The organism is Pseudomonas sp. 910_23, from assembly GCF_052850795.1.
This window is the reverse complement of sequence record NZ_VXCZ01000010.1, coordinates 133,990-159,514: the sequence shown is the minus strand read 5'-3', so window position 1 is coordinate 159,514 and position 25,525 is coordinate 133,990. Positions and strand designations below refer to the sequence as shown.

Here is a 25,525-nt window from a genome sequence, read left to right as displayed (position 1 = left end):
GGTGTTTCCCGATGCGCGCTCTTCTTGTGTTGTTCAGTCTGTTGCTGCCGCTGTCGATGGCTCACGCCGCAGACAAACTCCAGGTGGTCACCAGCTTCAGTATTCTCGATGACATCACCCACCAGATCGGTGGCGACCATATTCAGATCAGCAACATGGTCGGCCCGGACGCCGATGCTCATACCTATGAACCCACACCGGATGACGCCAAAGCGCTGCTCAAGGCCAAGGTCATCATCAAGAACGGCCTAGGTTTCGAGCCGTGGCTGGATCGCCTGGTCACCAGCACTGAAACCACCGCTACGGTCGTCACCGCCAGCAAAGGCGTGATCTCGCACACCATGGAGGAAGACGGCGAGACCATTCCCGACCCACACGCCTGGCACAACCTGGCCAACGCCGAAATTTATGTGAGCAACATCACCAAGGCATTGGTGACCGCCGATCCTGCCAATAAAAGCGACTACCTGCGCAACAGCCAGGCTTACCTTAAGCAAATCCACAGCCTGCTGGCCGAGGCCAAGGCCAAGTTCGCTGCACTGCCGTCGGGCAACCGCCGCATCGTCACCTCCCATGACGCCTTCGGCTATTTGGGCCAGGCGTATGGCATCCAATTCCTCGCGCCCCAGGGCTTGTCTACCGAGCGTGACCCGTCGGCCGCCGAAGTCGCCGCGCTGATCACCCAGATCCGTAAAGACAAGGTCAAAGCCGTGTTTATCGAAAACATCAAGGACTCGCGCCTGCTCAAGCAGATTGCCGATGAAAGCGGCGCGCAGATAGGCGGCACGCTGTACTCCGACGCCCTCGCCGCTCAAGGCCCGGCCAGCACCTTTATCGGGCTGTTCGAATACAACCTGAACACCCTGTGCGCGGCGTTGAGCAAACCATGATCCGAAAAAACCCTTCAGGTGACCTGCCGGTCATTGCCGAGTCAGCCTACGTCGACAAGACCGCGATCATCTGCGGCAAGGTCATCATCGGCGAGAACGTCTTCGTCGGCCCCTACGCCGTGATCCGCGCCGACGAAGTCGATGCCGGCGGCGCCATGGACCCGATCACGATCGGCGCGAACTCCAACATCCAGGACGGCGTGGTGATCCACTCCAAGTCCGGCGCGGCGGTGACTATTGGCGAGTTCACCTCTATCGCCCACCGTTCCATCGTCCATGGCCCCTGCACAGTTGGCGACCGCGTGTTCATCGGCTTCAACAGCGTGCTGTTCAATTGCGCCGTCGGCGATGGCTGCGTGGTGCGCCACAACTCGGTGGTCGATGGCCGCGACCTGCCCGCGGCCTTCTACGTGCCCTCCACCACCCGCATCGGGCCTAACACCGACCTGTCGCAATTCCCGCCGGTGAGTGTCAGTGCCTCGGAGTTTTCCGAAGACGTGGCACGCACCAACGTCGACCTGGTGCGCGGCTACAAAGCCTTGCAAAACGAGTTCTGAACCATGAGTCGCCTGCTGATACGCAACGCCCGCCTGGTCAACGAGGGCCAGGTATTCGACGCCGACGTGCTGGTCGCCAATGGCCGTATCGAGAAGATTGCCGCCAGCATTGAAGGCGCTGACGAACCGGTGGAAATCGACGCCAAAGGCCAGTGGTTGCTGCCGGGAATGATCGATGACCAGGTGCATTTTCGCGAACCCGGCGCGCCAGACAAAGGCAGTTTCTACAGCGAATCCCGTGCCGCGGTGGCCGGCGGTATCACCAGCTTCATGGACATGCCCAACACCCAGCCAGCCACTTTGAACCTGCAAGCCTTGGCCGATAAGAAGCACCGTGCTGCGTTGCACTCAGTGGCCAACTACGGCTTTCACTTTGGCGTAAGCAACGACAATCTGGATATCATCGCCGCCCTCGCCCCCTGTGCAGTAGCTGGTGTCAAAGTGTTCATGGGCGCCTCCACCGGCAACATGCTGGTGGACGACCCACGTATTCTGGAACGTTTGTTTGCCGAAGTGCCGACCATTCTGCTCGCGCACTGCGAACACACTCCGAGCATCCTGGCCAACGAGCAACGCTTGCGCGAGCGCTTTGGCGAGCGCATTCCCGCTGTCGCTCATCCGCTGATCCGCGACGCCGAAGCGTGTTATCGCTCGTCATCGTATGCCGTGGAACTGGCCCAGCGCCATGGCACGCGACTGCACGTGCTGCACCTGACCAGCGCCCGTGAACTCGCGCTGTTCGAAGACAAGCCCCTGGCCGAAAAACACATCACCGCAGAGGTCTGTCTGCATCACCTGCTGTTCGACGACCGCGACTATCACCGCCTCGGTCATCAGATCAAATGCAACCCGGCCATCAAGACACGCGCCGACCGCGACGCGCTGCGCCTGGCGTTATTAAGTGATCGCCTGGATGTGATTGGCACTGACCATGCGCCGCATACCTGGGCGCAAAAACAATTGGGCTATCGTGAAGCACCCTCGGGTTTGCCCCTGGTGCAGCACGCCCTGCCGGCACTATTGGAGTTGGTGGCCGACGGGCATTTGCCTCTGACCACACTGGTGGCGAAAACCAGTCATCGTGTGGCCGACCTGTTTGCCATTCCTGATCGCGGTTACCTGCGTGAAGGCTATTGGGCCGATCTGGTGTTGATCAAACCTGAGCCTCAGGGCAAACCGGTCAGCAGCCAACCGATTCTCGCCCGTTGCGGCTGGACACCCTTTGCAGAGCGCAGCTTTCGTCACAGCGTGAGCACCACGCTGGTGTCCGGCCACCTGGCCTGGCACAACGGCCAGGTGGTCGACAGTTGCCAGGGCTTGCCCCTGCATTTTCTGCGTTAAGCGCGGGGTTTGACCGTACCGCAATCGTTGCCCAGCCACTGAGCGTGGCTGTCCAGGCTGCCCTTCTGCTGGATGCCGGTGGCATTGAACGTACCGTTGACGGTGGTGGTGAATTCCTTCTGGCTCTGGAAGGTCGCTACACCCGTGCCCTGGGCTTTGGGGCAGCTGAAACGGAACTTCCATTGGTTGCCGGCCTTGTCAGTCACTTCCTGCTTGCAGCCCGATTGCGGGTCGGTCAGCGGGATGGAATCGGTGGCAACCTGGGCTGGGGTCAGGCACACCTGCACACCCTTACCGGCCATGTTGATGCCTTGCTTTTCGAGCATGGCGCGCTGTTCAGGAGTCATTTGTTGCTTGAGCTGACCGAGGATCAGCGACAGGTCCGGCAGGTCCTGGTTATCGACTTTCATATTGCTGGTGGTCAACTCCCACAAGCCCGGCGCCAGCATCTGCGCCTGCGCCGCCACCGGCAGCGACAAACCAACAACCATGGCCAAACCAAGCAGACGAGCATTCATCGGGTAACTCCTGGGTAATTGTGCGTGTTAGACGTCGCAATGCGGCCAGTGTTGCACGGCAAATAAAATAGCGACATTCGCCGTCGTTCATGGTCTGTTACGCACTGGACTGCCTGGAGTTACGTCGTTCATGGATTTCTTTGGCCCGCACCTGCTCGCCTACTTCATTGCCACGCTGCACGTTCTCGGGAGCCTCGCCGCAATTCACGCGGTACTGACCGTCCGCACCGCCCAAGGCTCGATCGCCTGGGCCTTGTCGCTGATGTTCATGCCTTACCTGACGCTGATCCCTTACCTGATCTTCGGCCGCAGCACCTTCGATGCGTACATCCAGGCCCGTCGCCAGGCCAACCAGGAAATGCACACGGCGATCGCCGAACTGAATTGGCGCCCGTGGGTAGAGGAAGCGCTCGCGGCGCGCAACTCCAGTGCCTATGCCTCTCTGCGAGCCATGCCCAAGCTCGGGCGCATGCCGTGTCTGGCCAATAATGAAGTGCGCCTGTTGATCAATGGCGAGGCTACTTTTAGCGCGATTTTCGAGGCGATTCGCAACGCCAGAACCGCCGTGCTGTTCCAGTTTTTCATCATCCATGACGATGAGCTTGGCCGCCAATTGCAGGTGCTATTGAAGGAAAAGGCCGCCCAGGGCGTAGACATTTACGTGCTGTACGACCGCATCGGCAGCCACGCCCTGCCCCATCGCTACGTACAATCGCTGCGCGACGCCGGGGTGCAGGTCAAGGCGTTCGCCACCCGCAGCGGCTGGCTCAATCGTTTCCAGGTCAACTTCCGTAACCATCGCAAGATCGTGGTGGTGGACGGCATCACCGGCTTTGTCGGCGGGCACAATGTGGGCGATGAGTACTTGGGCAAAAAGCCGCCGCTGGCGCCATGGCGCGATACCCATGTACAGGTCACCGGCCCAGTGGTGGCCTGCCTTCAGGAGTCGTTTGCCGAAGACTGGTTCTGGGCGGCGCGGCAACTGCCGCCGCTGATCCTGCCGGATGCCTACCCCGAAGACGGTGTGCTTTGCCAGCTGCTCGCCAGTGGCCCAGCGGACCCCTATGAAACCTGCTCGCTGTTTTTCGTCGAGGCCATCCACGCAGCGACCGAGCGGGTATGGATTACCAGCCCGTACTTCGTCCCCGACGAAGCCGTATTCGCCGCACTGCGCCTGGCGGTATTGCGCGGGGTGGACGTGCGCCTGTTGCTGCCATCGCGGCCCGACCACCGTATCGTATATGCCGCCTCCAGCCTTTACGCCATCGAAGCCGTGCGCGCAGGTGTGCGGGTGTTCCGCTACAAGCCCGGGTTTCTGCATCAGAAGGTGGTGTTGGTAGACAGCGAAATCAGCGCCATTGGCAGCGCCAACATGGACAACCGTTCGTTCCGACTGAATTTCGAAGTGATGTTGCTGACAGTGGATGAGGCTTTCGCCAGCCAGGTTGAACACATGCTGCTGGACGATTTTGCCCTGTCCCATGAAGTCAGTCAGGAAGAAAGCCGCGAGACGCGACGCCTGCAACAGTTGGGGATGCGGGTGGCGCGCTTGATCTCACCGATCCTCTAACAGACAACGCAGGGAAAATGTGGGAGGGGGCAAGTCCCCTCCCACATTTGGATCTTCAGTGTTCTGGAAAACGGGTCAGCGGTAGAGATCTTCCCGCGTCCACGGCAGCTCATGACCACCATCGGCATGGGGTTTGACCGCCAATATCTGGTGCAAGTTGATCCAGCCCCGGGCAAACGCATAAGCGCAACCGGCCAGGTACAGCCGCCAGATGCGCAACGCCTGCTCCGGCACCATCTTCGCCGCCGCTTCCAGATTGTCTTCCAGGCGCTCGCTCCAATGGTCCAACGTGCGGGCGTAGTGCAAGCGCAAACTTTCGACATCCACCACTTCCAACCCGACCTCGCTGATCTCGGCGGTCATCATCGCCAGGTGAGGCAGTTCGCCGTTGGGAAATACGTAGCGCTCGATAAACTCCCCAGCGCCTCGGCCCACTGGGCGACCATCGGTGTGTTTGGCGGTAATGCCATGGTTCATCACCAGGCCGCCTTCACGCACGGCACCGAACAGCGTCTGACAGTACTGCGCCAGGTTGGCGTGGCCGACGTGTTCGAACATACCCACGCTCACCACTTTGTCGAAGCGGCCGTCCTGGGGCAGGTCGCGATAGTCGAGCAATTGCAGATCGACCTGATCCTCCAGGCCTTCGGCTTTTACCCGCTCCCTGGCCAGCGCCAGCTGTTCCTTGCTCAAGGTGATACCAAACACCTTGACCCCGAATTCCCGCGCCGCAAACCGCGCAAGCCCGCCCCAACCACACCCCACGTCGAGCAGGTACTCGCCCGGCTGCAGCCGCAGTTTGCGGCACAGGTGACGGAATTTGTCTTGCTGGGCCTGGTCGATGGATTCGCTGCCGGTTTCGAAATAACCGCAGGAATACGCCATGTCCTGATCCAGCCATAGTTGGTAGAACTCGTTGGACAGGTCGTAATGGTAGGAAATGGCTGCCGCGTCGGTGGCCTTGTCGTGGATCGAGCGCACCGGACGGCTGCCTTCGTCGTCATCGATCAAGGCGTGGCTCAACTCGTCACATACCCTGATCACCTCGGTGATGGAGCCCTCCAGCTCCAGTTTGCCTTCGACGAAGGCTTCGCCCAGTGAATCGAGCGTTGGGTGGGTCAGCTTGGACACCATCGTGGGGTCCTTGACCACAATCGTCACACTGGGCTCAGGACCCAAGTTGAATTCATGGCCGTCCCAGAGTCGAAGACGCAACGGTAGCTGAAGATTCTGTAAGGCCGGTGGAAGTTGCGCGAGCATGAGTAATCCCCCCTTGTTTCAGACGTCTGGAGTGAGGGTAGACCATCCGAAGACAAAGTAGGAGGCTATCGATTTAATAGCACGTCTCTATGGGGCTCGGAATTCGAGCAAACCGTCCTGGATCCACTGTTTCAGCCACGTGGCCGCTTGCAGCGACGCACCCTCTGAATAAGTGACTGCCAACTCTGCGCACAGTTCTGAAAAATTCCAGCCGGTAGTCACCATCCCTGCCAGTGCACAGGCTTCGTCAGGCTCCAGGCTGCGGTAGTGACACACATTCTGATGACGCCATACCAGGCAGATTTGCATCGGGTCCAGCGCCTGGCTGCCGGGAAAACCCGATGCATCCTTGCTGGCTCGCCAGATCGCCAGCGTGTTGAAACGGCACAGCAAATGCTGCACTGAAGGCGCCAGGCTTACCTGTAGCGTCGGCCAGTCCCCGGGTGCCAATTGCGCCATGTCATTCACGGTCAGCGGCGTACCCTGGGGTGCATCGAACGCCAGGGTAAACGCCCACTCCAGGCGCGCCAATTCAGCCAGCGGCGCACTGTGTTCTGCGACCAAGTGCTCAAGGATAAACATCGAAAAGCGCTCACCGAGCCAACGCAGGCTGTAGTGGGCCGAGGGGTAACGGCGAATGTAGGCTTCGCTCAGCGCGGCAAATTCATCATCACCCAGCCAATATCGGATAGCGCTGAAGTCATGGCACAGCACTTCTTTCAATCGCGACAGATAGGCGTTGTGGTAAATCGCCAGGCCGGTGTCCACATCCAGCGTCGGCCCCCCCAGCAAGGTAGCGGCAAAGCTGCTGTTGGCAGCGCAAGGTTCAGATAACAGGTGCTCTTCAAAAGCCAATTGCCAATCGATCAGGCGCATAGCGATCTCCTGGCCAGGGCGCTGGCAGCCAGCTCGCGGGCCTTGCTCAACTCAGTGAGCAACTCTTCGAACGGCGGGAAATGATCATCGCGCTCCAACAGCGTCGACACCGGCCCCAAATGCTCCAGGGTCTGTTGGTAAAGCGCCCACACCGGGTCGCACACAGGATGGTCGTGGGTGTCGACCACATAGTCGCCGTAGTCCATATGCCCGGCCAGGTGCAGTTGGCGGATGCTCTCGGGCGGCAGGTTGCGGATAAACGTCCAGGCATCAAAGCCATGGTTACGCGCACTCACATACACATTGTTCACGTCCAGCAACAACTGACACCCGCTCAGGTGGGCCAAAGCGTTGAGGAACTCCCACTCGGTGAACTCATCAGCCTTGGAGCGCACATAGCTGGAGACGTTTTCCAGCACCAGCGGGCGCTGCAACACGTCCTGCACCTGACGCACACGACCGGCCACGTGATAGAGGCTTTCTTCGGTGTAGGGCAGCGGCAGCAGGTCATGCAGCTGATGCGCGCTGCCGCGGCTCCAGCACAGGTGATCGGAAATCCAGGCCGGCTGGATGCGCTCGGCGAGCTGTTTGATTTGCGCAAGGTAATCGGTATCGAGGGCATGCGGCCCGCCGATGGACAAGGACACCCCGTGCATCACCACGGGGTAACGCTCGGCTATCGCATCCAGGTAGTACAAGGCTTTGCCGCCCTGCACCAGATAATTCTCGGAGATCACTTCGAACCAATCCACGGCCGGCGACTGTTCGAGGATCTGCTGGTAGTACTCACTGCGTAAACCCAGGCCGTAACCCAGACTTGGAAGGGACGCGGACATGACTCACTCCTGGGCAAAGTGTCCGCAGCGGTGGCAGGCAGCCGCCGCGGTTGCACTCGTTTGCCGGTTACTCGCCGACTTTACCGCCAGCGGCGTCGCAGGCCGATTTAGTCATGGCCTTGAAGCCCATCCCTTTGCACTCGCCCTGGCCCTTGCACGCGTGGTCCTTGGTTTTGCAGTCGTTCATGCCTTTGCAGGAGGTCACGCCGTAGCAGTGAACGGTGGCGTCTGCAGCTTGTACCTGAGTGGCCACACCTGCGAACAGAGAAGCAGCGGCCATTGCGAGGGCGGCACCAGCAGCAGCGGATTTAATGCTCATTGTTGTATTCCTCATGATCAGTAGTGGAGCCGGTCCGAACGGATTGTTCAGTCTCGACACAGCACTAGAGTGAGGCCCCCTATCGGCGTTACAGCCGTGAGCAAATATTTCTGAAATTATTCGTCGAGCTTCAACAGCGGCTCCTGGAAGCGCAGCAAACGCCCAGCGTTACCCAGTACCAGCAGGGTACTGAGGTTGTGCAGCACCGCCGCGATCATCGCACCCGCCGCCCCCAACCAGCCAAATGCGGCGAACACGACAATGGCCAGTGTCCAGCCCAAGCCAATGATCACGTTGACCTGCAACGTCTGCCGACACTGGCGACTCAAGCGCACACAGGTGCCCAGGCGGCGCAAGTCGCTGCCGATCAGCACCACGTCCGCCGAGGCCAGGGCGATGTCCGAACCGCCCGCGCCCATGGCCACACCGACCACACCGGCCTTGAGCGCCAGGGAGTCGTTGATGCCATCGCCCACCACCATTGGCCTGAAGCCACTGCTGATTTCGCCCAGTACGCGGTTGAGCTTGTCTTCCGGCAGCGCTTGGGCTTCGACATCACTGATGCCCACGTCCAGCGCCAGGCTGTCGGCCACGCTTTGGCGGTCGCCGGTCAGCAGCAGTTGGCGGCCCAGGCCCAAGTCACGCAGCTCTTGCAGGGCCTGGCGCGCTTCGGGTTTGACGCTGTCGGCCAACAGCAGCCAGGCGAGGAACTCGCCGTTCAACGCCAGCCCGGCAATCGGGCCATCATGGGTGGGCACGGCGGTGTTGACGATGCCCAACTGTTCAAATAACTCCGGCCGTCCCAGCGCCGCTTCGCCCTGTTCGGTCTGTGCGACCACGCCCAGGCCCTGACGCTCGCGAATGTCGGTGAGCGCCAGTAACTGCTCCTGAGTCGCCAACCCCGCCAACGCTCGGCTGACCGGGTGACTGCTCGCCGAGCCGAGGCTGGCCGCCAGGTTCAGCAGCTCCTGGCGATCCGGTGCGGTGGTCTCGATGGACTGCAAACGCAGGGTGCCAAAGGTCAGGGTGCCGGTCTTGTCGACCACCAGCGATGTCAGGTCGGCCAGTTCTTCCAGGAACGCCGAGCTGCGAATCAGGATGCCATGGCGCGCCGCCACGGCGATCCCGGCAATCGCCGTGGCCGGTGCCGACAACACCAAGGCACAGGGGCACGCTGCCACCAGCACCGCGAGCATCGCCTGGGCGTCATTGGTGACAAACCAGGTAACGGCCGCCAGCAGCAACACCAGCACCATGTAGCTGCCGGCATAGCGTTCCAGCAGCCGGGTGATCGGCGGCTTGGCCCGCTCGGCGTTCTGCATCAGCGCAATGACTTTGCCCAAAGTCGATTCGTTACCGGTGCGCGTGACTTCAAGGCGCAGCAGACCATCGAGGTTGATCGCCCCACCAAACACCTGCACGCCCACGCTGGCTTCCAACGGCACCGACTCGCCGGTGATCGGCGCCGTGTCCAGGCTCGCCTGGCCGGACAACACCACGCCATCGGCCGGCACGCGGTCGCCGGCACGCACTTCGACGATATCGCCGGTGTTCAAGGTGCCGTTATCCACTTCGGTGATGGTCCCGTCTGCCTGCACCAGGCGTGCGTGGCTGCGGGTGAGTTTGCCCAGGGCATGGATCGCTTCCTGGGAGCCAATCACGCTGCGCTCTTCCAGCACATGGCCAAAGATCATGATGATCGGCAGCAACGCGGCGGTGAGCAGATCACCCGTGGCCCAGGCGCCGAGCATGGCCAGGGCGATCAATTGGTCGGTGATGCCGTGCAGGCTCGGAAAGCGCAGGCTGTACCAGGCTGAACGCATCACCGGCACCGCTACCAACAGCGAAGCCACGCCCAGCAGCAGCTGGCTGACGCCGCTCTGGTCCGGCGCGAGCCAGCGCCACACCAGGCCCAGCACGAGCAAGCCCAGGGCGAGCATCGCCAAGGTCAATTGCCGGGCAGCGCTGCGCTGTTCGGCAGAGGTCAGCATGGGTGCGCTCATTGCTCGGCTCCCTGGATGATCAAGCGGGAGTCGTCTTTGGGATCGACAGTGGTCACTGAACCGGCCTGGCCGAGAATTTTCGGCAGGCGTTCACGGTACAGGCGCAACAGCAAACCGGGGTCTTTGACCTGGGCCAGGCTGGCAACGGTAGCGGTCTGCGCCTGGGCATTGGCCAAGCGCTCGCTGGCCTGGGCATGGGCGACTTGCACTTGGCGGTCAGCCTCCTGGTTGGCGGTCTGGGTGAGTTTTTCCGCTTCAGTGCGGGCGTTGGCCACGGCTTTATCGGCTTGCTGGCTGGCGGTCAGTACCGCGTTGAACGCATTCACCGCAGGCCCTGGCAGGCTCGATTGCACATCGACGCGGGTGGCTTCGATACCCAGCCCCAAGCCGCTGGCCGCCAACTCCGCCAGGCGTTTATTAATACCTTGCACCAGGTCGCCGCGCAGCCGCTCACGGCGTTCGGCGGCGCCATTGTCACTGCCGATCAGCTCCGGGCGGGCTACCAGGATGGTGTCCAGATCCCGCGCAGCGGTGAGGGCCACGGCGCTGCGCGTCACCAGTCGATCCAGGGCCGGCAGCACGTGGTCGCCCTGCAACACGAAGGCATAGGGCTCGGTCACCTTGTAGAACACCCGCACGTCCAACTGCACCACCCCGGCATCGCCCGTCAGCAGGTAGCCGGAACCGGCCAGGGCATCGCTCAACGGCGTAGCGAAACTGGCCACGCGATCGGCCTGCAGCGCCGCGTCGGAACGTAGCAGGTTCTCCACTCGGCGCTCGATCACCCGGTCGGCGGCTGGCAGCAGGACGACTTGTTCGAAAGGCTGCGGCCAAGCCAACAACAATCCGGCGTTCTGAATGCGATCGAGGGCGCCGAAATGCAGGACCACGGCGCGATTTTGCGGGTCGATCTGGCGCACATTGGAAAAGGCCCAGGCCAACGCCGCCAATACGGTGACCGCGTACAGCGCCAGGAACGTCAGGCGCCCGGCCTGAATCCAAGGGCTGTCGGGACTGTCGCGTTCGCTCATGGCTGGATGTCCTTCGGCCCATCCACCAGGGCGCGGAACGGCGCGGCGTCGGTACGCAGGATGATCTTGGTCCCTGGCGTGACCACCGTGCCCAAGGTATCCAGTGAGCGCAGCAGGTTATACAGCTGCGGATTGCCAGCGTAGGCGCGGCCATAAATCTGCGCGGCTTCAACCCGCGACTGCGCTTCGATATCGGCGGCTTTCACCGTCGCATCTGCCTGCACAATGCGCGCATCACGCTCGGCGGCGGAGCGGATTTGCGCCGCTTCGCGCTTGCCCACGGCGGTGCGTTCAGTGGCGATGGTTTCCCGCTCGGCGCGCATACGATCAACCGTGGCGGTGAGTGTCACCGACGGCAATGTCAGGCGCTCAATGCCGACCTGCGCCACGCGCACGCCGTAGGTGGCGAGCAATTGTTGATCAATCTGCTGGCGCAACTGCGCTTCAAAATCGGCGATGCGCACTTGGCTGGCGTCGGTGTTGATCAAGCTGGACAGGTCAAAGCTGGCCGCCGTGGTTTCCAGCGCCGAGCCGACGAAGGTGCGGATCTGCCGCGCCGCTTCGTCCGGCTGGTTCTGCACTGCGCGCATGAAGCGCTGCACATTGTCGGCATCGCCCTGCACCTGCCACGCCACATAGGCCTGCACGATAATCCGCAGGCCATCGCGGGTGCCCACATCCTGCAAGCCGCTGGACGTGGTGCGCAGGCGCAGGTCCACCGGGATCGCCGCTTCGAATGGCGCCGGCCAGCGCCAGCCCAGGCCCGGTTCCAACAGCACCCGTGCGGGGTTGCCGAAGCGAGTAATCACCGTGGCCTCGCCGGAGCGCACCTGCACCAGGCTCGCCGCTGCCACGGCAAACAGCACCAGTAACGCCGCCCAGGCCATGCGCCGCCAAGGGAAAGGCCCGGCCGCTTGTTCATCACCATGGTGGTGATGGTGGTGGCCGTGATGATGGTGATGACCGTGATCGTGGGAATGAGCGCTCAACAGACAGACTCCTTATTGAACGGCTTTGCGCGGCGCCAGTGGATCGGCGGGCAAAGTAAAAGAACGCAGATCAATCGTCGGCGCACTGTCGGCGCCCAAACGATGATCCAGAATAAGCAGCTTGGCGTGGGCCAGGCCCAGGCTCAGTTGGCTCAGGTACTGTTCCAGCACGAAAGCCTGGCCCGCCGCGGCATAGGCTTTTTGTTCGGCGGCAAAGCGCAGGTTCGCCGCTTGAGCGCCGGCATTCACTTCGCGGGCGCCGGCCTGGGCCTGATCACGGACGGTGCTGGCTTGCAGCAGCGCCTGGTTGGTCTGCTCGCTGGCCGCGCCACGTTCACGGGCGATCAGTGCCTGGGCGCCGATCTGGGCGGCTTGCACACCGTGGTAAGCATTGGCGGCGCCAGCCGGTGGGTGGATCGCTTCAACCACCGTGGCAAGGATCTCCACCCCGCTGTCGAGGGTGTGCAGGTCTGCTTGCACCGTGCGGCCAATCTCGTCGGCGAGGCTGGTGCGTTGTTCACCGAGCAATTCGTCGAGAGTGCGCGAGGCAAAGTCATGCACCAGGATGCGGCTGGCGGTGCTGCGGATCAGGGTGGGTATGTCCGCGCTGTTGTAAGTGGCGGCAAGCGCAGCCTGGTCGGTGAGGCCGATGCGGTAGACAAATCGCACGTCCATGTTGACGATCTGGAAGCCCTGCTTATCGCCGCTGCTGCTGGCGATGACCTGGGATTTGTCATTCACATGGCTGGCGTCCCACAGGCGGTTGGCAATCAACGGTGCCGGACCTTCGGCAGCGGCCAGCTCCGGTGTGGCGGCTTCGCTGACGCTGGTCGCCAACTCATGCACCACGCCGTTCTCAACGTTGAGTACGCGACCCAGCGGCCACGGCAAACCCGTATGCAGGCCGGGGCCGAACACCTCGACCGGTTTGCCGAAGCGCTCATAAATCCCACGCCCTTGCAGGGGTACTTCATGCACGCCGGTTAGCGCCCAGCCTACCGCCAGCACCACCAGCAACACCGGCAGGAAAGCCCGGCGCATGTAGGTGAAGGCCCAGATCTGGCGCAGGTCGATGCCAAAACGGTTGTGCAATTCATGCTGCAACGCCAGCAACGGTTGTGGCGGCCAACGCAGCAGGCCGGCGATAAAACTCTGCGCCATCAAGCGCGGCTCAAGGCGCGGCTGGCGCGGGCTGAACAGCGACAGCACGCCCCGCAGCAGGAACTCCAGCGCCACCAGCGCCGGCAACAGGCCGACGAGTGTCGCCAGACGCAGCGGCCACACCGACTCGGCATTGGCAAACAACAGGCAGATGGCACTAAGCACCAGGCAGATAATCGCCACCCGACTCAACTGCGCCAGCTGTGAAGCTTCCGGCCACTGGGCGGCGGTTTCCTGGGCCAGGCGACGTTCGAACACCAGCAAGCCAAAAGCCAGCCCCAATGCCAGCGCCGCACCGATACTGGCGGACTGACCGATGGCCGCAGCAGGCAAGGCCAGGTCCCAGAACTGGATAACGCTGACCAACGCCAGCAACGACCAGCCGGCCAACCACAGTACCGGTGCGCCAACCTGTGCCAGCAGGCCGTTGCCGAAACGGTTGATCAGCCCCTTGTGCCAGGCAGTGGGCTCAATGGGTTGCTCAATCAACTCAGCGCTCGGCACCTCCAGCGCCTGGGCACGCCAATCAGCCACCCACCAGGCCGACTGCAACCCGGCCACCAACAGCAGCAGGGCCGAAGCGCAGTTGATCAACACCACCGGCCAGATCGACAGTGGCGCAAACAACGCCACGAACAGCGCCAACACCCATCCGCTGATCGCCAGGGTCGTCAAGCTGATACCCGCTTGGCGTAACCGACGGGCATGGAACAGCCCTTGCTGAAAACGCGCCAGGCCTTCTACCGAAGCGCCATCAGCTTCTAAATCCACCTGCATCCGCTCAATGCCCACTTGTACACAATTCGTTACGATATAACACGAAGCGTGAAATTTTTGTTCGCTTTTGCATCCACTCTGAATCCCTTGTGGGAGGGGGCTTGCCCCCGATAGCAGTGTGTCAGTCGACTGATTAGTTACTGGTACACCGCAATCGGGGGCAAGCCCCCTCCCACATTTGTTTTGCTGTGCTCTCTGGAGTGTGACTAACCCCCTATAAACACGAGCCATCACTGGTGTCGGCGGCGATTAATCGGCACACTCCGAAACAGCTTTTCGCGGGTTCACGGACAAGGAAGCGCCACCCCATGATTTCCATCTACCAACTCAAACCGCGGTTTCAAAACCTGCTGCGCCCGCTTGTGCAGCGCCTCTATGACAACGGCACCACCGCCAACCAGATCACCGTGCTGGCCGGAGTTGTTTCGCTGCTGGTGGGGTTGTTGATCGCAGGCTTCGCCCAACACCTCTGGCTGTTTGCGTTGATCCCTTTATGGATGATCGTGCGCATGGCCCTCAACGCCATCGACGGCATGCTCGCTCGAGAATTCGGCCAGCAGTCACGCCTCGGCGCTTACCTCAATGAACTGTGCGATGTGATCGCCGACAGCGCGCTGATCCTGCCCTTTGCCCTGATCCCCGGCGTGAGCCCGGTGCCGGTGGTGCTGGTGACACTGCTTGCAGTCTTCAGCGAGTACGCCGGTGTGTTGGGGCCGATGGTGGGCGCATCGCGTCGCTATGACGGGCCGATGGGCAAGAGTGATCGGGCTTTTGTACTGGGTGTGCTGGCGACCGGCGTGGCGCTGGGCTGGCTCGGCGCCGGTTGGGTCGAGGCAGTGATGTGGCTGATCGCCGCCCTGCTCGCCTATACCTTGGTCAACCGGGTGCGTCAGGGCCTCAAAGAACAGCAACAAACTCCCCCTTCTGCATAAGGATTTTGCGATGCGCGAACAGCAAGAGCACACCTTCAGTACCCATGATGGCGTCGAGCTTTTCTACCGGCACTGGCCGGCCACGGCAGACGCCGGGCCGCGCAAGGCAATCCTGTTGTTCCATCGTGGCCATGAGCACTCCGGACGTATTGCCCACCTGGTGGATGAACTGGACTTGCCGGGGTTTGATTTCTTCGCCTGGGACGCCCGCGGCCACGGCCAATCGCCCGGCGAGCGCGGCGACAGCCCCAGCTTTGCCACCAGTGCCCGTGATGTGCAGACCTTCTGCGACCATATCGGCGCCACCTACGGCATCGAAGAGCAAAACCTGGCCGTGATCGCCCAAAGCGTCGGCGCGGTGATCGCGGCCACCTGGGTTCACGACTACGCGCCAAAAATCCGCGCCCTGGTGCTCGCCTCGCCCGCCTTCAAGGTCAAGCTGTACGTGCCCTTCGCCCGCCCGGGCCTGGCCTTGATGCGCAGGTTTCGTGGCAACTTTTTCGTCAACAGCTACGTCAAGGCCAAGTTCCTCAGCCATGACCCGGAACGGGTGGCGTCCTACGACAGCGACCCGCTGATCACCAAAGCCATCTCGGTGAATGTGCTGCTGGGCCTGTACGAAGCGGCCGATCGGGTTGTAGCCGACGCCCAGGCGATCCAGGTGCCTACCCAGTTGCTTATCTCCGGTTCCGATTTTGTGGTGCACCGTAAACCCCAGCAGCAATTTTTCGACCGCCTCGGCAGCCTGAAAAAAGAGCTGCATATCCTCCCTGGGTTTTTCCACGACACCCTCGGTGAACGTGACCGAGCCGTGGCCGCGAGCAGCGCCAAACGCTTTATCTTGCAGAACTTCGCACATCCGCTGGACCGCGCCTCTCTACTGGACGCCGACAAACTTGGCGCCACCTGCGCCGAATCCGAATCCCTTGCCGCGCCACTGCCACGCAATTCCCTGCGCGACCTCTACTGGCGCATGACCCGCGCCAGCATGGGCCTGGGCAAGAACCTGTCGGACGGCGTGAAACTGGGCTTCGACACCGGTTTCGACTCCGGCAGCACGCTGGACTACGTGTATCGCAATAAGCCTACCGGCAAGGGCGGGCTGGGGCGGATGATCGACACCAACTACCTCAACTCCATTGGCTGGCGCGGTATTCGCCAGCGCAAGCTGAACGTCGAGGAACTGCTGCGCTTGGCCATGACCAAGCTGCGTGACGAGCACCGCGAGGTCCGTATCGTCGATATCGCCGCCGGCCACGGCCGTTACATCCTTGAAGCCTTGCAAGGCGTATCGCCGTTGCCGGAGTCGATCCTGCTGCGCGACTACAGCGACATCAACGTGCGCGACGGTGGCGCGCTGATTCGCGAGAAGGGCTTGGGGGACATCGCCCAGTTCGTCAAAGGCGATGCGTTCGACCGCGCTGACCTGGCCGCCCTGGACCCCAAGCCGACCCTGGCCGTGGTGTCTGGCCTGTATGAGTTGTTCGCCGATAACGCCATGGTCGGTGGTTCACTGGCGGGGCTGGCCGACGCCGTGGAGCCGGGGGGTTACCTGGTCTACACCGGGCAGCCGTGGCACCCGCAGTTGGAGCTGATTGCCCGCGCGCTCACCAGCCACCGCCAGGGCCAGGCCTGGGTGATGCGTCGGCGCAGCCAGGCGGAAATGGACCAGTTGGTTGAAGCCGCGGGCTTTCGCAAGATCACCCAGCGCGTGGATGAGTGGGGCATTTTCACTGTGTCCCTGGCACAGAAGATCTGAACATGCGCGAACCCGGTTTATTGAAACCAGCGGTGCTCTGGCTGCTGCTGTTGGCGCCGCTGTTTTTCAGCACCTACGGCTTCGCCACCTGGGTCACCAGCCAGCGCAGCGACGTCGGCACGCTGGTGTTCGGCTGGGAAAGCCATATGCCGTTCTGGGCCTGGACCATCGTGCCCTATTGGTCCATCGACCTGCTCTACGGCTTCTCTCTGCTGCTGCCCAATACACGGCATGAGCTGAAACAACATGCACTGCGCCTGCTGAGTGCGCAGGTGATTGCCGTCAGCTGCTTCCTGATCTGGCCGCTGCGCTTCACCTTTGAGCGGCCAGAGCTGGACGGGGTGTTTGGCTGGCTATTCGCGGTGCTGGCCGGTTTCGACAAACCGTTCAACCAGGCACCTTCGCTGCATATCGCACTGCTGGTGATCCTGTGGGTCATGTACCAGCGGCACACCCAGGGGGTCTGGCGCTGGGTGGTGCACGGCTGGTTTGCGCTGATCGGCATCTCGGTGCTGACCACTTATCAACATCACTTTATCGACTTACCCACAGGCGCCCTCGCGGGGTGGCTGTGCGTGTGGTTATGGCCAGTGGAGCACCCGAGCCCATTGTTGAGTGCGCGGTTGACGCGGGATACCCAACGCTGGCGCCTGGCTGTGCGCTACGGGCTGGGCACGCTATTACTGCTGGCACTTGCCCTGGTGCTGGGCGGCGGCTGGCTGTGGCTGCTGTGGCCAGCGGTTTCCCTGGGGTTGATCACCGCCAACTACCTTGTGATCGGCGCGTCGGGCTTTCAAAAACGTGCGGATGGCCGCGTTACGCCTGCAGCCCGCTGGTTGTATGCGCCTTATTTAGCGGGTGCGTGGGTCAATTCGCGGCTGTGGACACGCAAACATCCACAGCCGGACCTGATTGTGGATAACGTCTGGCTGGGGCGCATTCCTATGGCCAGCGAGCAGGGCTCGTTCAGGGCCATTGTCGATCTGTGCGCCGAACTGCCGATTAATCCACTGGGCCGCGCTTATGCCTGCGTGCCGGTACTGGACCTCGTCACCCCGACAGCCGACGAATGCCTGGAAGCCGCACACGCCATTGAACGCCTGCGAACGAGCGGCCCCTTGCTGGTGTGCTGCGCCCTCGGTTACTCCCGTAGCGCCACTGCTGTCGCCGCCTGGCTGCTGAATACTGGCCGAGCCGCCACGGTCGATGAAGCACTGGCTATTATTCGTACAGCACGGGCCACTGTGGTCCTGCACCCCGCACACCGTAAAGCGTTGGAGGGTTTGCACCATGCCCGCTGATATGGAACTCCAGATAGTTGCCAGCCTGCTACGCCGTGGCCGTTCCCTGGATCAGTTATCCACAGGCCTGACGTTGCTCGGCGTACTGTTCGGCCTCGCCCAATTGTTGTTGGCCAGTATCTCGACGATCTGCCTGCTGCTGGCCCTGTGGATGATCGTGCTGGGCCTGCTGCAAAAGTACTGGGCGCTGCGAGTGGCCTTCGACGCCGACCTGTTCGCCTTGCTGGCCCGCGACGTTACCCGCACCCCAGACCTTGACCAGGCCCTGCAAACCCTCGGCCTGCAATCGTCCAAGCGAGCCGGTCGGCCGTGGACCGAACGCCGCCGTGGCGCCCTTAAACTATTGCGTAAACAAGCCTGGTTGCTGGGCGCGCAAGCGCTGCTGACCTTGGGCGTCATTCTCGCCAGCCCTTGGCTGCCTTTCGCCGGATAAGGAATTCCCATGTTCGAACCCGTGGTCGCCACGCTGATTACCTCCATGGCCCGCACCGTCACCGGCGCTCGCAGCCTGTGGCTGGGGTGCGCGCCAGTACCGGTGCAACGCATCTATTTCGCCAACCACAGCAGTCACGGCGACTTCGTGCTGGTGTGGGCGTCGCTGCCGCAGAACCTGCGCAAATTCACACGCCCGGTGGCCGGCAGCGATTACTGGAACAAGAGCGCGCTGCGCCGCTACATCATCAACCGGGTGTTCAATGGCGTGCTGATCGACCGCGAGCGCAAAGAGCCTGTGGATAACCCATTGCTGCCCATGCTCGCGGCTCTGGAAGGCGGTGACTCGCTGATCATTTTTCCTGAAGGCACGCGCAATCTGGAGGATGGCTTGCTGCCGTTCAAAAGCGGTTTGTATCACCTGGCAAAAAGTTACCCACAGGCCGAGTTGGTTCCCGTGTGGATAGCCAACCTCAACCGGGTTATGCCCAAAGGGCGCGTGCTGCCACTGCCGTTGTTATGCACAACCAGCTTCGGTGCCCCCCTGCAATTGGAAGAAGGCGAAGACAAAGCCGCATTCCTCGCCCGCACCCGCGACGCCCTGCTCGCCCTCGCCCCGGAGCACTCCTGAAATGGATAGCCAAACCCTGATGTTGTTCGGCGGCATCGGCGCGATCCTGGTCATCGCCTCGCTGATCGGCCTGATCCTCAAGCTGCGCACCCGTGGCAGCCCCAACGCAGTCATCGACAACCTCAACGCCCGTATCAACGCCTGGTGGGTCATGGTGGTAGTGATCGGCGTCGCCTTCTGGCTCGGCACCGGCGCGGTGATCCTGCTGTTCTACGCGGTATCGTTCTACGCCCTGCGCGAATTCCTCACCCTCACCCCGACTCGGCGCAGCGACTACCCGGCCCTGGTGGCCGCGTTCTACCTGGCCCTGCCACTGCAATACGTGCTGATCTACGCCGACTGGTACGGGCTGTTCTCGATCTTCATTCCGGTGTACGTGTTCCTGCTGCTGCCGATCCTCGCCTCCTTCGGCGGCGACAGCACCCACTTCCTGGAACGCGCATCGAAAGTGCAATGGGGGCTGATGATCGCAGTGTTCTGCGTGTCCTTCGTCCCTGCCCTGCTGACGTTGGACATCCCCGGCTACGAAGGCCGCAACCTGTTGTTGATCGCTTACCTGGTGATCGTGGTGCAGCTTTCGGACGTGCTGCAGTACGTATGCGGCAAACTATTCGGCAAACACAAGATCGCGCCCAACCTGTCACCGTCGAAAACCGTGGAGGGGTTTGTGGGCGGCATTCTGCTGTCGTCCTTGATCGGCGCGGCGCTATGGTGGACCACGCCGTTCAACCCGTGGCAGTCGTTCTTGATTGCGCTGTTGATCAACCTGCTTGGTTTTGCCGGCGGGATTGTGATGTCGGCGATCAAGCGTGACCGCGGCGTGAAAGACTGGGGGCACATGATCGAAGGGCACGGCGGGATGTTGGATCGCCTGGATTCGGTGTGCTTTGCGGCACCGATTTTCTTTCACCTCGTGCGCTACTGGTGGACCTGACTCCATCCCTTTTTCAGCACCAATGAAGATCAAAATGTGGGAGGAGGCTTGCCTCCGATAGCGGTTTGTCAGTAACTGCCTATGCTGGCTGATACACCGCAATCGGGAGCAAGCCCCCTCCCACCTTGGACTTGTGGTGCTTTCAGGGTTTAAGCAAAGTCTGAAACTGGTGCAGCAGTGATCTCGACATAGCTAGACTCCCCTCCGCCTATCGCACCCGATAGCCAGCCCCAAACGAAACTCAGCGTGGTGCGCCCGGCGTGATCCACGCCTACCGTGCCACGTGACCACCCCGCGCGCAGTTCACCTTCCAGGGTTACGCACTGAAATAGCAGCTCGATGGTCTCTGCACCGGTCACCCGCCCGACCTGCGTGCCCACGCGAATCCGGCCACCCTGGTAAGTGCTCGATATCACGCCATCTTCGATTTGGTAATGAAACACGGTGCCGGTGCCGGACACCCCTTGGGCGTTGTTCGCGACCGCAAACCGACGATCGTGCAAACGTGCGTGGACAGTAGCAGAAGGGTGTTGCATCAGTACGCATCCTTGAATTAAGCGAATCCAAAACGTAAAAAAGGGGCTGTTGAAAACAGCCCCTTTCGGGTACGTCAGTAAGCCTTACTCCACCGTCACCGACTTCGCCAGGTTACGCGGCTGGTCAACGTCGGTGCCCTTGAGCACCGCAACGTAGTACGACAGCAACTGCAGCGGGATGGTGTAGAGGATCGGCGACAGCGTGTCGTGGATGTGCGGCATGTTGATCACGTGGGTGCCCTCGCCATTGGTCATGCCTGCCTTTTCATCTGCGAAGACGATCAATTGGCCGCCACGGGCGCGTACTTCCTGCAGGTTGGACTTGAGCTTCTCCAGCAGTTCGTTGTTCGGCGCGACTGTGACCACCGGCATGTCGTCATCCACCAGGGCCAGTGGGCCGTGCTTCAGCTCGCCGGCCGGGTAGGCTTCGGCGTGGATGTACGAGATTTCCTTGAGTTTCAGCGAGCCTTCCATCGCCACCGGGTACTGCGCGCCGCGGCCGAGGAACAGGGTGTGGTTCTTGTCGGCGAACAGCTCGGCGACTTTTTCCACGGTGCTGTCCATGGCCAGGGCTTCGCCCAGGCGGGTTGGCAGGCGACGCAGTTCTTCCACCAGAGTGGCTTCGACGCCCTCGGCGAGGGTGCCGCGTACTTGACCCAGGGACAGGGTCAGCAACAACAGGCCTACCAATTGGGTAGTGAAGGCTTTGGTGGAGGCCACGCCGATTTCGCGACCAGCCTGTGTCAGCAGGGTCAGGTCGGATTCACGCACTAGCGAGCTGATGCTGACGTTGCAGATGGCCAGGCTGCCGAGGAAGCCCAGCTCCTTGGCGTTGCGCAGGGCAGCCAGGGTGTCGGCGGTTTCGCCGGACTGGGAGATGGTCACGAACAGGGTGTCTGGCTGCACCACCACTTTGCGGTAGCGGAACTCGCTGGCGACTTCGACCTGGCACGGGATGCCGGCCAATTCTTCCAGCCAATAACGCGCGACCATACCGGCGTGGTAGCTGGTGCCACACGCAACGATTTGTACATTGCGCACTTTGGCGAACAGTTCGGCGGCTTGCGGGCCGAAGGCGTTGACCAGCACCTGGTTCTGGCTCAGGCGACCTTCCAGGGTGCGTTGCACCACGGATGGCTGCTCGTGGATTTCCTTGAGCATGAAGTGGCGGAACTCGCCTTTGTCGGCGGCTTCGGCACCGTCGCGGTATTGCACGGCTTCACGCTCGACCGACTGACCGTCAACGTCCCAGATCTGTACGCTTTCACGGCGGATGTCGGCAATATCGCCTTCTTCCAGGTACATGAAACGGTCGGTCACCTGGCGCAGGGCCAGTTGGTCGGAGGCAAGGAAGTTCTCGCCCAGGCCCAGGCCGATTACCAATGGGCTGCCACTGCGCGCGGCAACCAAGCGGTCAGGCTGGCTGGCACTGATCACGGCCAGGCCGTAGGCGCCGTGCAGCTCTTTGACTGTGGCCTTGAGGGCCGTGGTCAGGTCACTGTGGTCTTTGAGCTTGTGGTTGAGCAGGTGGGCGATCACTTCGGTGTCGGTGTCCGAGGTGAACACGTAGCCCAGGCCCTTGAGTTGCTCACGCAGCACTTCGTGGTTTTCGATGATGCCGTTGTGCACCACCGCCAGGTCACCGGAAAAATGCGGGTGGGCGTTGCGTTCGCACGGCGCGCCGTGGGTGGCCCAACGGGTGTGGGCGATACCCAGGCGACCCGCCAGAGGCTCGCCGGCCAGAGCCTGGTCCAACTCGCTGACCTTGCCCGGGCGGCGCATACGCTCCAGCTTGCCGGCGTTGGTGAAGACAGCCACGCCTGCGCTGTCATAGCCGCGGTATTCCAGGCGCTTGAGGCCTTCGATCAGGATAGCAGTTACGTTACGTTCGGCGACTGCGCCAACAATTCCACACATGGTGTTTCTCCTAGATGACTGCCGCGCATATCAGCGTAATGCCGCGGGCTTGGATCTGGTCGCGGGCCTCAAGTGGCAGGCGATCATCGGTAATAAGGGTATGGACGCTGCTCCAGGGCAGCTCCAGGTTGGGAATCTTGCGGCCAATCTTGTCGGACTCGACCATCACCACCACTTCACGGGCGACCTCAGCCATCACACGGCTCAGGCCCAGCAGTTCGTTGAAGGTGGTGGTGCCGCGCTGCAAGTCGATGCCGTCGGCGCCGATGAACAACTGATCAAAATCGTAGGAACGCAGCACCTGCTCGGCGACCTGCCCCTGGAACGAGTCCGAATGCGGGTCCCAGGTACCGCCGGTCATTAACAGCACCGGTTCATGTTCCAGTTCGCTCAGGGCGCGGGCCACATTCAAGGAGTTGGTCATAACCACCAGCCCGGGTTGATGACCGAGTTCCGGAATCATGGCGGCGGTGGTGCTGCCGCTGTCGATGATGATGCGCGCATGTTCACGCAAGCGCACCACGGCCGCACGTGCGATGGCACGCTTGTAGGCCGAGATGGGCTGGGCGGCGTCGCCCACCAGCTCTTGGGGCATGGTGATTGCGCCACCGTAGCGACGCAGAAGCAGGCCGTTACTTTCGAGGGCGGCCAAGTCCTTGCGGATGGTGACTTCCGAAGTTTCGAAACGCTTGGCCAGTTGGTCCACGCTGACTTCGCCCTGCTCATTTAGCAAGGTGAGGATATTGTGGCGCCGCTGGGGAGTATTTCGTTTCGACATGGCAGTGATAAGTTTCGTTCCGAAAGATAACGAAGGCAATCAAAACCTATTGGCGAAAGATCGTCAAGCGGGGGCGATAACTATTTTTCGAACAACACCGGCAAATGTGGGAGGGTGCTTGCCCTCGATGGCGGTGTGTCAGTCACCTGATGAGTTGACTGGTCCACCGCTATCGGGAGCAAGCCCCCTCCCACATTGGAGTTTTGACGCTGCCAAGGCTGTGGATAACTCAGGTCTTCTTGATTTTGACCGGGCGTTTCCAACCGTCGATATTGCGTTGACGGGCGCGGGCTACCGCCAGCTGGGACTTATCCACATCCTGGTTGATGGTCGAGCCTGCCGCCGTATTTGAACCATCGCCAATGGTGACGGGTGCAATCAGCGAGTTATTGGAGCCAATGAATACATCTTCACCAATCGTCGTCTGGTACTTGTTGGCGCCGTCATAGTTGCAGGTGATCGTGCCGGCACCAATGTTGGTGCGGGCGCCGATGACGGCATCGCCCAGGTAAGTCAGGTGACCGACTTTTGCACCTTCGCCGAGGTGTGCGTTTTTCAGTTCGACAAAGTTACCCACATGGGCCTTGGCCCCCAGCTCGCTACCTGGACGCAAGCGCGCAAACGGCCCCGCATCGCTGCCCTCACCCATCACGGCACCGTCGACATGGCTGTTGGCCTTGACGACCACGCCTTTGCGCAAGGTGCTGTCCTTGATCACGCAGTTCGGGCCGATGACCACATTGTCTTCAATGATCACCCGGCCTTCGAGGATCACGTTGATATCGATCAGCACGTCGCGGCCTACTGTTACGTCGCCACGCACATCGAAACGCGCCGGGTCACGCAGGGTCACGCCCTGGGCCATCAGACGCAGGCCTTCACGCAACTGGTAGTGACGCTCCAGCTCTGCAAGCTGCTTGCGGTCGTTGGCGCCCTGCACTTCCATCGGGTCGTGGGGCTGCTCAGTGGCGACCACCAGGCCATCGCTGACGGCCATCTCAATGACGTCGGTGAGGTAGTACTCGCCCTGGGCATTGTTGTTGGACAGACGGCTCATCCAGTCGCCCAGCTTATCGGCAGGTACGGCAAGAATGCCGGTGTTGCCTTCGGTAATGGCGCGCTGGGCTTCACTGGCGTCCTTGTGCTCGACGATCGCGGCAACCTTCCCGTCGGCATTGCGCACGATGCGGCCATAGCCGGTAGGGTCGTCCAACTCAACGGTGAGCAAGCCCATCTGGCCAGGCACTACGTGCTTGAGCAGTCGTTGCAGGGTTTCTACTTCAATCAGCGGTACATCGCCATAGAGGATCAGCACCGTGTCGGCGGTAATGAAGGGCACGGCTTGCGCGGTAGCGTGGCCGGTGCCCAGTTGCTTGTCTTGCAATACGAAATTCAAGTCGTCCGCAGCCAGACGCTCACGGACCACATCGGCACCGTGGCCGATCACCACATGAATACGTTGCGGGTCCAATTGCCGGGCGCTGTGGATAACATGACCCAGCATGGAGTTACCCGCGACCGGGTGCAGCACCTTGGGCAGGGCTGAACGCATACGGGTGCCCTGGCCTGCGGCGAGAATGACGATTTCAAGAGACATGAATGGCTACCAATCCTGGGCGGTCCGGGTTCAGACCAAAGAAGTGTTTTGCAAAAAAAGAAAAAGGGTAGCCGAGGCCACCCTTTTTAATCAATCACGCATGAAGTGTAACGGCAAGGCCGCTTACTTCTTGCGGATCTGCTGGAGCGTGCGCAGCTGAGCTGCAGCCTCGGCCAGACGAACTGCAGCAGCGCTGTAGTCGAAGTCTGCGCCTTTTTCGTTCAGGGCCTTCTCGGCAGCCTTGACGGCTTCCTGAGCGGAGGCTTCATCCAGGTCGCCAGCACGTTGCACGGTGTCGGCAAGTACCTTGACCATGTTCGGCTGAACCTCGAGGAAACCACCAGAGATGTAGAACACCTCTTTTTCCCCGCCTTGCTTGGTCAGAGTGATCGGACCTGGCTTCAAGCTTGTGATCAGCGGGGCGTGACCCATGGCGATACCAAGATCACCCAAGTCGCCGTGCGCTGTTACAAACTCGACCAGACCGGAGAAAATTTCCCCTTCCGCGCTGACGATATCGCAATGGACTGTCATAGCCATCTGATTGCCTCAACCTGATGAGCGCCCGTTGCCGGGCGCC

24 protein-coding genes are annotated in these 25,525 nt (G+C 61.5%); 10 read left to right on the top strand and 14 right to left on the bottom strand.

The window, feature by feature from the left end:
• Positions 1 to 11: 11 nt before the first annotated feature.
• The 3 genes from FW800_RS14635 to FW800_RS14625 are packed head-to-tail and all read left to right on the top strand — an operon-like array spanning position 12 to position 2,788.
• Positions 12 to 890 carry a metal ABC transporter substrate-binding protein gene (locus FW800_RS14635; RefSeq protein ID WP_446437868.1) on the top strand — a complete coding sequence of 293 codons (879 nt, stop codon included), beginning with the start codon at positions 12 to 14 and terminating at the stop codon, positions 888 to 890.
• Positions 887 to 1,447, top strand: coding sequence for a gamma carbonic anhydrase family protein (locus FW800_RS14630; RefSeq protein ID WP_027608202.1), 561 nt, complete (start codon positions 887 to 889; stop codon positions 1,445 to 1,447). The genes FW800_RS14635 and FW800_RS14630 overlap by 4 nt, the downstream gene beginning before the upstream one ends.
• A gap of 3 nt (positions 1,448 to 1,450) precedes the next feature.
• A complete protein-coding gene (locus FW800_RS14625; protein ID WP_446437867.1) occupies positions 1,451 to 2,788 on the top strand; it encodes a dihydroorotase in 1,338 nt (445 codons plus the stop codon).
• Here the strand turns inward: FW800_RS14625 and FW800_RS14620 are convergent.
• Positions 2,785 to 3,306 carry a DUF3617 domain-containing protein gene (locus tag FW800_RS14620; RefSeq protein ID WP_446437866.1) on the bottom strand — a complete coding sequence of 174 codons (522 nt, stop codon included), beginning with the start codon at positions 3,304 to 3,306 and terminating at the stop codon, positions 2,785 to 2,787. The genes FW800_RS14625 and FW800_RS14620 overlap by 4 nt on opposite strands.
• A 130-nt stretch (positions 3,307 to 3,436) precedes the next feature.
• Between FW800_RS14620 and cls the strand changes: the two genes are divergently transcribed.
• Complete coding sequence (gene cls / locus FW800_RS14615) at positions 3,437 to 4,876, top strand: cardiolipin synthase (protein WP_148853767.1); 1,440 nt, start codon at positions 3,437 to 3,439, stop codon at positions 4,874 to 4,876.
• Between the two features lie 75 nt (positions 4,877 to 4,951).
• Here the strand turns inward: cls and cfaB are convergent, their stop codons facing one another.
• From cfaB to hflK (FW800_RS14575), 8 genes are all read right to left on the bottom strand, one after another.
• Positions 4,952 to 6,136 (bottom strand): C17 cyclopropane fatty acid synthase CfaB, encoded by a 1,185-nt coding sequence (gene cfaB, locus FW800_RS14610; RefSeq protein ID WP_005792585.1) that lies wholly within the window; start codon positions 6,134 to 6,136, stop codon positions 4,952 to 4,954.
• Between the two features lie 87 nt (positions 6,137 to 6,223).
• The gene (locus FW800_RS14605) at positions 6,224 to 7,012 is read right to left on the bottom strand and encodes an HvfC/BufC family peptide modification chaperone (RefSeq protein WP_446437865.1); all 789 of its coding nucleotides are present in this window, start codon (positions 7,010 to 7,012) and stop codon (positions 6,224 to 6,226) included.
• On the bottom strand, positions 7,003 to 7,848 hold the full coding sequence (bufB, locus tag FW800_RS14600) for an MNIO family bufferin maturase (RefSeq protein ID WP_005792587.1): 846 nt from the start codon (positions 7,846 to 7,848) through the stop codon (positions 7,003 to 7,005). Before bufB ends, FW800_RS14605 begins: the two co-directional genes overlap by 10 nt.
• A 67-nt stretch (positions 7,849 to 7,915) precedes the next feature.
• Positions 7,916 to 8,167 carry a BufA2 family periplasmic bufferin-type metallophore gene (bufA2, locus tag FW800_RS14595; protein ID WP_003195792.1) on the bottom strand — a complete coding sequence of 84 codons (252 nt, stop codon included), beginning with the start codon at positions 8,165 to 8,167 and terminating at the stop codon, positions 7,916 to 7,918.
• 116 nt (positions 8,168 to 8,283) lie between these two features.
• Positions 8,284 to 10,170 (bottom strand): cation-translocating P-type ATPase, encoded by a 1,887-nt coding sequence (locus FW800_RS14590; RefSeq protein WP_446437864.1) that lies wholly within the window; start codon positions 10,168 to 10,170, stop codon positions 8,284 to 8,286.
• On the bottom strand, positions 10,167 to 11,201 hold the full coding sequence (hflK, locus tag FW800_RS14585) for a protease modulator HflK (protein ID WP_198714587.1): 1,035 nt from the start codon (positions 11,199 to 11,201) through the stop codon (positions 10,167 to 10,169). The genes FW800_RS14590 and hflK (FW800_RS14585) overlap by 4 nt, the downstream gene beginning before the upstream one ends.
• Positions 11,198 to 12,193 (bottom strand): protease modulator HflC, encoded by a 996-nt coding sequence (hflC, locus tag FW800_RS14580; RefSeq protein WP_164699557.1) that lies wholly within the window; start codon positions 12,191 to 12,193, stop codon positions 11,198 to 11,200. The genes hflK (FW800_RS14585) and hflC overlap by 4 nt, the downstream gene beginning before the upstream one ends.
• Positions 12,194 to 12,202: 9 nt before the next feature.
• Positions 12,203 to 14,128, bottom strand: a complete 1,926-nt coding sequence (gene hflK, locus FW800_RS14575; RefSeq protein ID WP_446437863.1) for a protease modulator HflK — start codon at positions 14,126 to 14,128, stop codon at positions 12,203 to 12,205.
• Positions 14,129 to 14,436: 308 nt separating this feature from the next.
• On the opposite strand from hflK (FW800_RS14575), the gene FW800_RS14570 reads away from it, so the two are divergent.
• From FW800_RS14570 to FW800_RS14545, 6 genes are read left to right on the top strand one after another with little or no spacing between them, the layout of a single operon-like run.
• A complete protein-coding gene (locus FW800_RS14570; RefSeq protein ID WP_005792592.1) occupies positions 14,437 to 15,060 on the top strand; it encodes a CDP-alcohol phosphatidyltransferase family protein in 624 nt (207 codons plus the stop codon).
• 10 nt (positions 15,061 to 15,070) lie between these two features.
• Positions 15,071 to 16,819 carry a bifunctional alpha/beta hydrolase/class I SAM-dependent methyltransferase gene (locus FW800_RS14565; RefSeq protein WP_446437862.1) on the top strand — a complete coding sequence of 583 codons (1,749 nt, stop codon included), beginning with the start codon at positions 15,071 to 15,073 and terminating at the stop codon, positions 16,817 to 16,819.
• A 2-nt stretch (positions 16,820 to 16,821) separates the two neighbouring features.
• Positions 16,822 to 18,120 carry a phosphatase PAP2/dual specificity phosphatase family protein gene (locus FW800_RS14560; RefSeq protein WP_446437861.1) on the top strand — a complete coding sequence of 433 codons (1,299 nt, stop codon included), beginning with the start codon at positions 16,822 to 16,824 and terminating at the stop codon, positions 18,118 to 18,120.
• Positions 18,110 to 18,553 carry a hypothetical protein gene (locus FW800_RS14555; protein WP_446437860.1) on the top strand — a complete coding sequence of 148 codons (444 nt, stop codon included), beginning with the start codon at positions 18,110 to 18,112 and terminating at the stop codon, positions 18,551 to 18,553. The genes FW800_RS14560 and FW800_RS14555 overlap by 11 nt, the downstream gene beginning before the upstream one ends.
• Positions 18,554 to 18,562: 9 nt before the next feature.
• Positions 18,563 to 19,183, top strand: coding sequence for a lysophospholipid acyltransferase family protein (locus FW800_RS14550; protein ID WP_103734102.1), 621 nt, complete (start codon positions 18,563 to 18,565; stop codon positions 19,181 to 19,183).
• Position 19,184: 1 nt separating this feature from the next.
• Positions 19,185 to 20,117, top strand: a complete 933-nt coding sequence (locus tag FW800_RS14545) for a phosphatidate cytidylyltransferase (RefSeq protein WP_446437859.1) — start codon at positions 19,185 to 19,187, stop codon at positions 20,115 to 20,117.
• Positions 20,118 to 20,266: 149 nt separating this feature from the next.
• On the opposite strand, the gene FW800_RS14540 is transcribed toward FW800_RS14545, so the two are convergent.
• From FW800_RS14540 to FW800_RS14520, 5 genes are all read right to left on the bottom strand, one after another.
• Positions 20,267 to 20,653, bottom strand: a complete 387-nt coding sequence (locus tag FW800_RS14540; protein ID WP_446437858.1) for a hypothetical protein — start codon at positions 20,651 to 20,653, stop codon at positions 20,267 to 20,269.
• An 84-nt stretch (positions 20,654 to 20,737) separates the two neighbouring features.
• Positions 20,738 to 22,570, bottom strand: a complete 1,833-nt coding sequence (gene glmS, locus FW800_RS14535) for a glutamine--fructose-6-phosphate transaminase (isomerizing) (protein WP_005792598.1) — start codon at positions 22,568 to 22,570, stop codon at positions 20,738 to 20,740.
• A gap of 10 nt (positions 22,571 to 22,580) precedes the next feature.
• Positions 22,581 to 23,348, bottom strand: a complete 768-nt coding sequence (locus FW800_RS14530) for a DeoR/GlpR family DNA-binding transcription regulator (protein ID WP_032878617.1) — start codon at positions 23,346 to 23,348, stop codon at positions 22,581 to 22,583.
• Positions 23,349 to 23,577: 229 nt separating this feature from the next.
• The gene (gene glmU / locus FW800_RS14525) at positions 23,578 to 24,945 is read right to left on the bottom strand and encodes a bifunctional UDP-N-acetylglucosamine diphosphorylase/glucosamine-1-phosphate N-acetyltransferase GlmU (RefSeq protein WP_032878616.1); all 1,368 of its coding nucleotides are present in this window, start codon (positions 24,943 to 24,945) and stop codon (positions 23,578 to 23,580) included.
• A gap of 123 nt (positions 24,946 to 25,068) precedes the next feature.
• Positions 25,069 to 25,485 carry a F0F1 ATP synthase subunit epsilon gene (locus FW800_RS14520; protein WP_005792601.1) on the bottom strand — a complete coding sequence of 139 codons (417 nt, stop codon included), beginning with the start codon at positions 25,483 to 25,485 and terminating at the stop codon, positions 25,069 to 25,071.
• Positions 25,486 to 25,525 lie beyond the last annotated feature (40 nt).

Excerpts from the sequence above, each read along its gene's own strand:
- cfaB (WP_005792585.1), bottom strand. The coding sequence starts at position 6,136 with ATGCTCGCGCAACTTCCACCGGCCTTACAGAATCTTCAGCTACCGTTG.
- FW800_RS14570 (WP_005792592.1), top strand. The coding sequence starts at position 14,437 with ATGATTTCCATCTACCAACTCAAACCGCGGTTTCAAAACCTGCTGCGC.
- FW800_RS14550 (WP_103734102.1), top strand. The coding sequence starts at position 18,563 with ATGTTCGAACCCGTGGTCGCCACGCTGATTACCTCCATGGCCCGCACC.
- bufB (WP_005792587.1), bottom strand. The coding sequence starts at position 7,848 with ATGTCCGCGTCCCTTCCAAGTCTGGGTTACGGCCTGGGTTTACGCAGT.
- hflK (WP_198714587.1), bottom strand. The coding sequence starts at position 11,201 with ATGAGCGAACGCGACAGTCCCGACAGCCCTTGGATTCAGGCCGGGCGC.
- FW800_RS14560 (WP_446437861.1), top strand. The coding sequence starts at position 16,822 with ATGCGCGAACCCGGTTTATTGAAACCAGCGGTGCTCTGGCTGCTGCTG.
- bufA2 (WP_003195792.1), bottom strand. The coding sequence starts at position 8,167 with ATGAGCATTAAATCCGCTGCTGCTGGTGCCGCCCTCGCAATGGCCGCT.
- FW800_RS14625 (WP_446437867.1), top strand. The coding sequence starts at position 1,451 with ATGAGTCGCCTGCTGATACGCAACGCCCGCCTGGTCAACGAGGGCCAG.
- hflK (WP_446437863.1), bottom strand. The coding sequence starts at position 14,128 with ATGCAGGTGGATTTAGAAGCTGATGGCGCTTCGGTAGAAGGCCTGGCG.
- FW800_RS14545 (WP_446437859.1), top strand. The coding sequence starts at position 19,185 with ATGGATAGCCAAACCCTGATGTTGTTCGGCGGCATCGGCGCGATCCTG.
- glmU (WP_032878616.1), bottom strand. The coding sequence starts at position 24,945 with ATGTCTCTTGAAATCGTCATTCTCGCCGCAGGCCAGGGCACCCGTATG.
- FW800_RS14590 (WP_446437864.1), bottom strand. The coding sequence starts at position 10,170 with ATGAGCGCACCCATGCTGACCTCTGCCGAACAGCGCAGCGCTGCCCGG.
- FW800_RS14630 (WP_027608202.1), top strand. The coding sequence starts at position 887 with ATGATCCGAAAAAACCCTTCAGGTGACCTGCCGGTCATTGCCGAGTCA.
- FW800_RS14540 (WP_446437858.1), bottom strand. The coding sequence starts at position 20,653 with ATGCAACACCCTTCTGCTACTGTCCACGCACGTTTGCACGATCGTCGG.
- FW800_RS14605 (WP_446437865.1), bottom strand. The coding sequence starts at position 7,012 with ATGCGCCTGATCGATTGGCAATTGGCTTTTGAAGAGCACCTGTTATCT.
- glmS (WP_005792598.1), bottom strand. The coding sequence starts at position 22,570 with ATGTGTGGAATTGTTGGCGCAGTCGCCGAACGTAACGTAACTGCTATC.
- FW800_RS14565 (WP_446437862.1), top strand. The coding sequence starts at position 15,071 with ATGCGCGAACAGCAAGAGCACACCTTCAGTACCCATGATGGCGTCGAG.
- FW800_RS14620 (WP_446437866.1), bottom strand. The coding sequence starts at position 3,306 with ATGAATGCTCGTCTGCTTGGTTTGGCCATGGTTGTTGGTTTGTCGCTG.
- cls (WP_148853767.1), top strand. The coding sequence starts at position 3,437 with ATGGATTTCTTTGGCCCGCACCTGCTCGCCTACTTCATTGCCACGCTG.
- FW800_RS14530 (WP_032878617.1), bottom strand. The coding sequence starts at position 23,348 with ATGTCGAAACGAAATACTCCCCAGCGGCGCCACAATATCCTCACCTTG.
- FW800_RS14520 (WP_005792601.1), bottom strand. The coding sequence starts at position 25,485 with ATGGCTATGACAGTCCATTGCGATATCGTCAGCGCGGAAGGGGAAATT.
- FW800_RS14635 (WP_446437868.1), top strand. The coding sequence starts at position 12 with ATGCGCGCTCTTCTTGTGTTGTTCAGTCTGTTGCTGCCGCTGTCGATG.
- FW800_RS14555 (WP_446437860.1), top strand. The coding sequence starts at position 18,110 with ATGCCCGCTGATATGGAACTCCAGATAGTTGCCAGCCTGCTACGCCGT.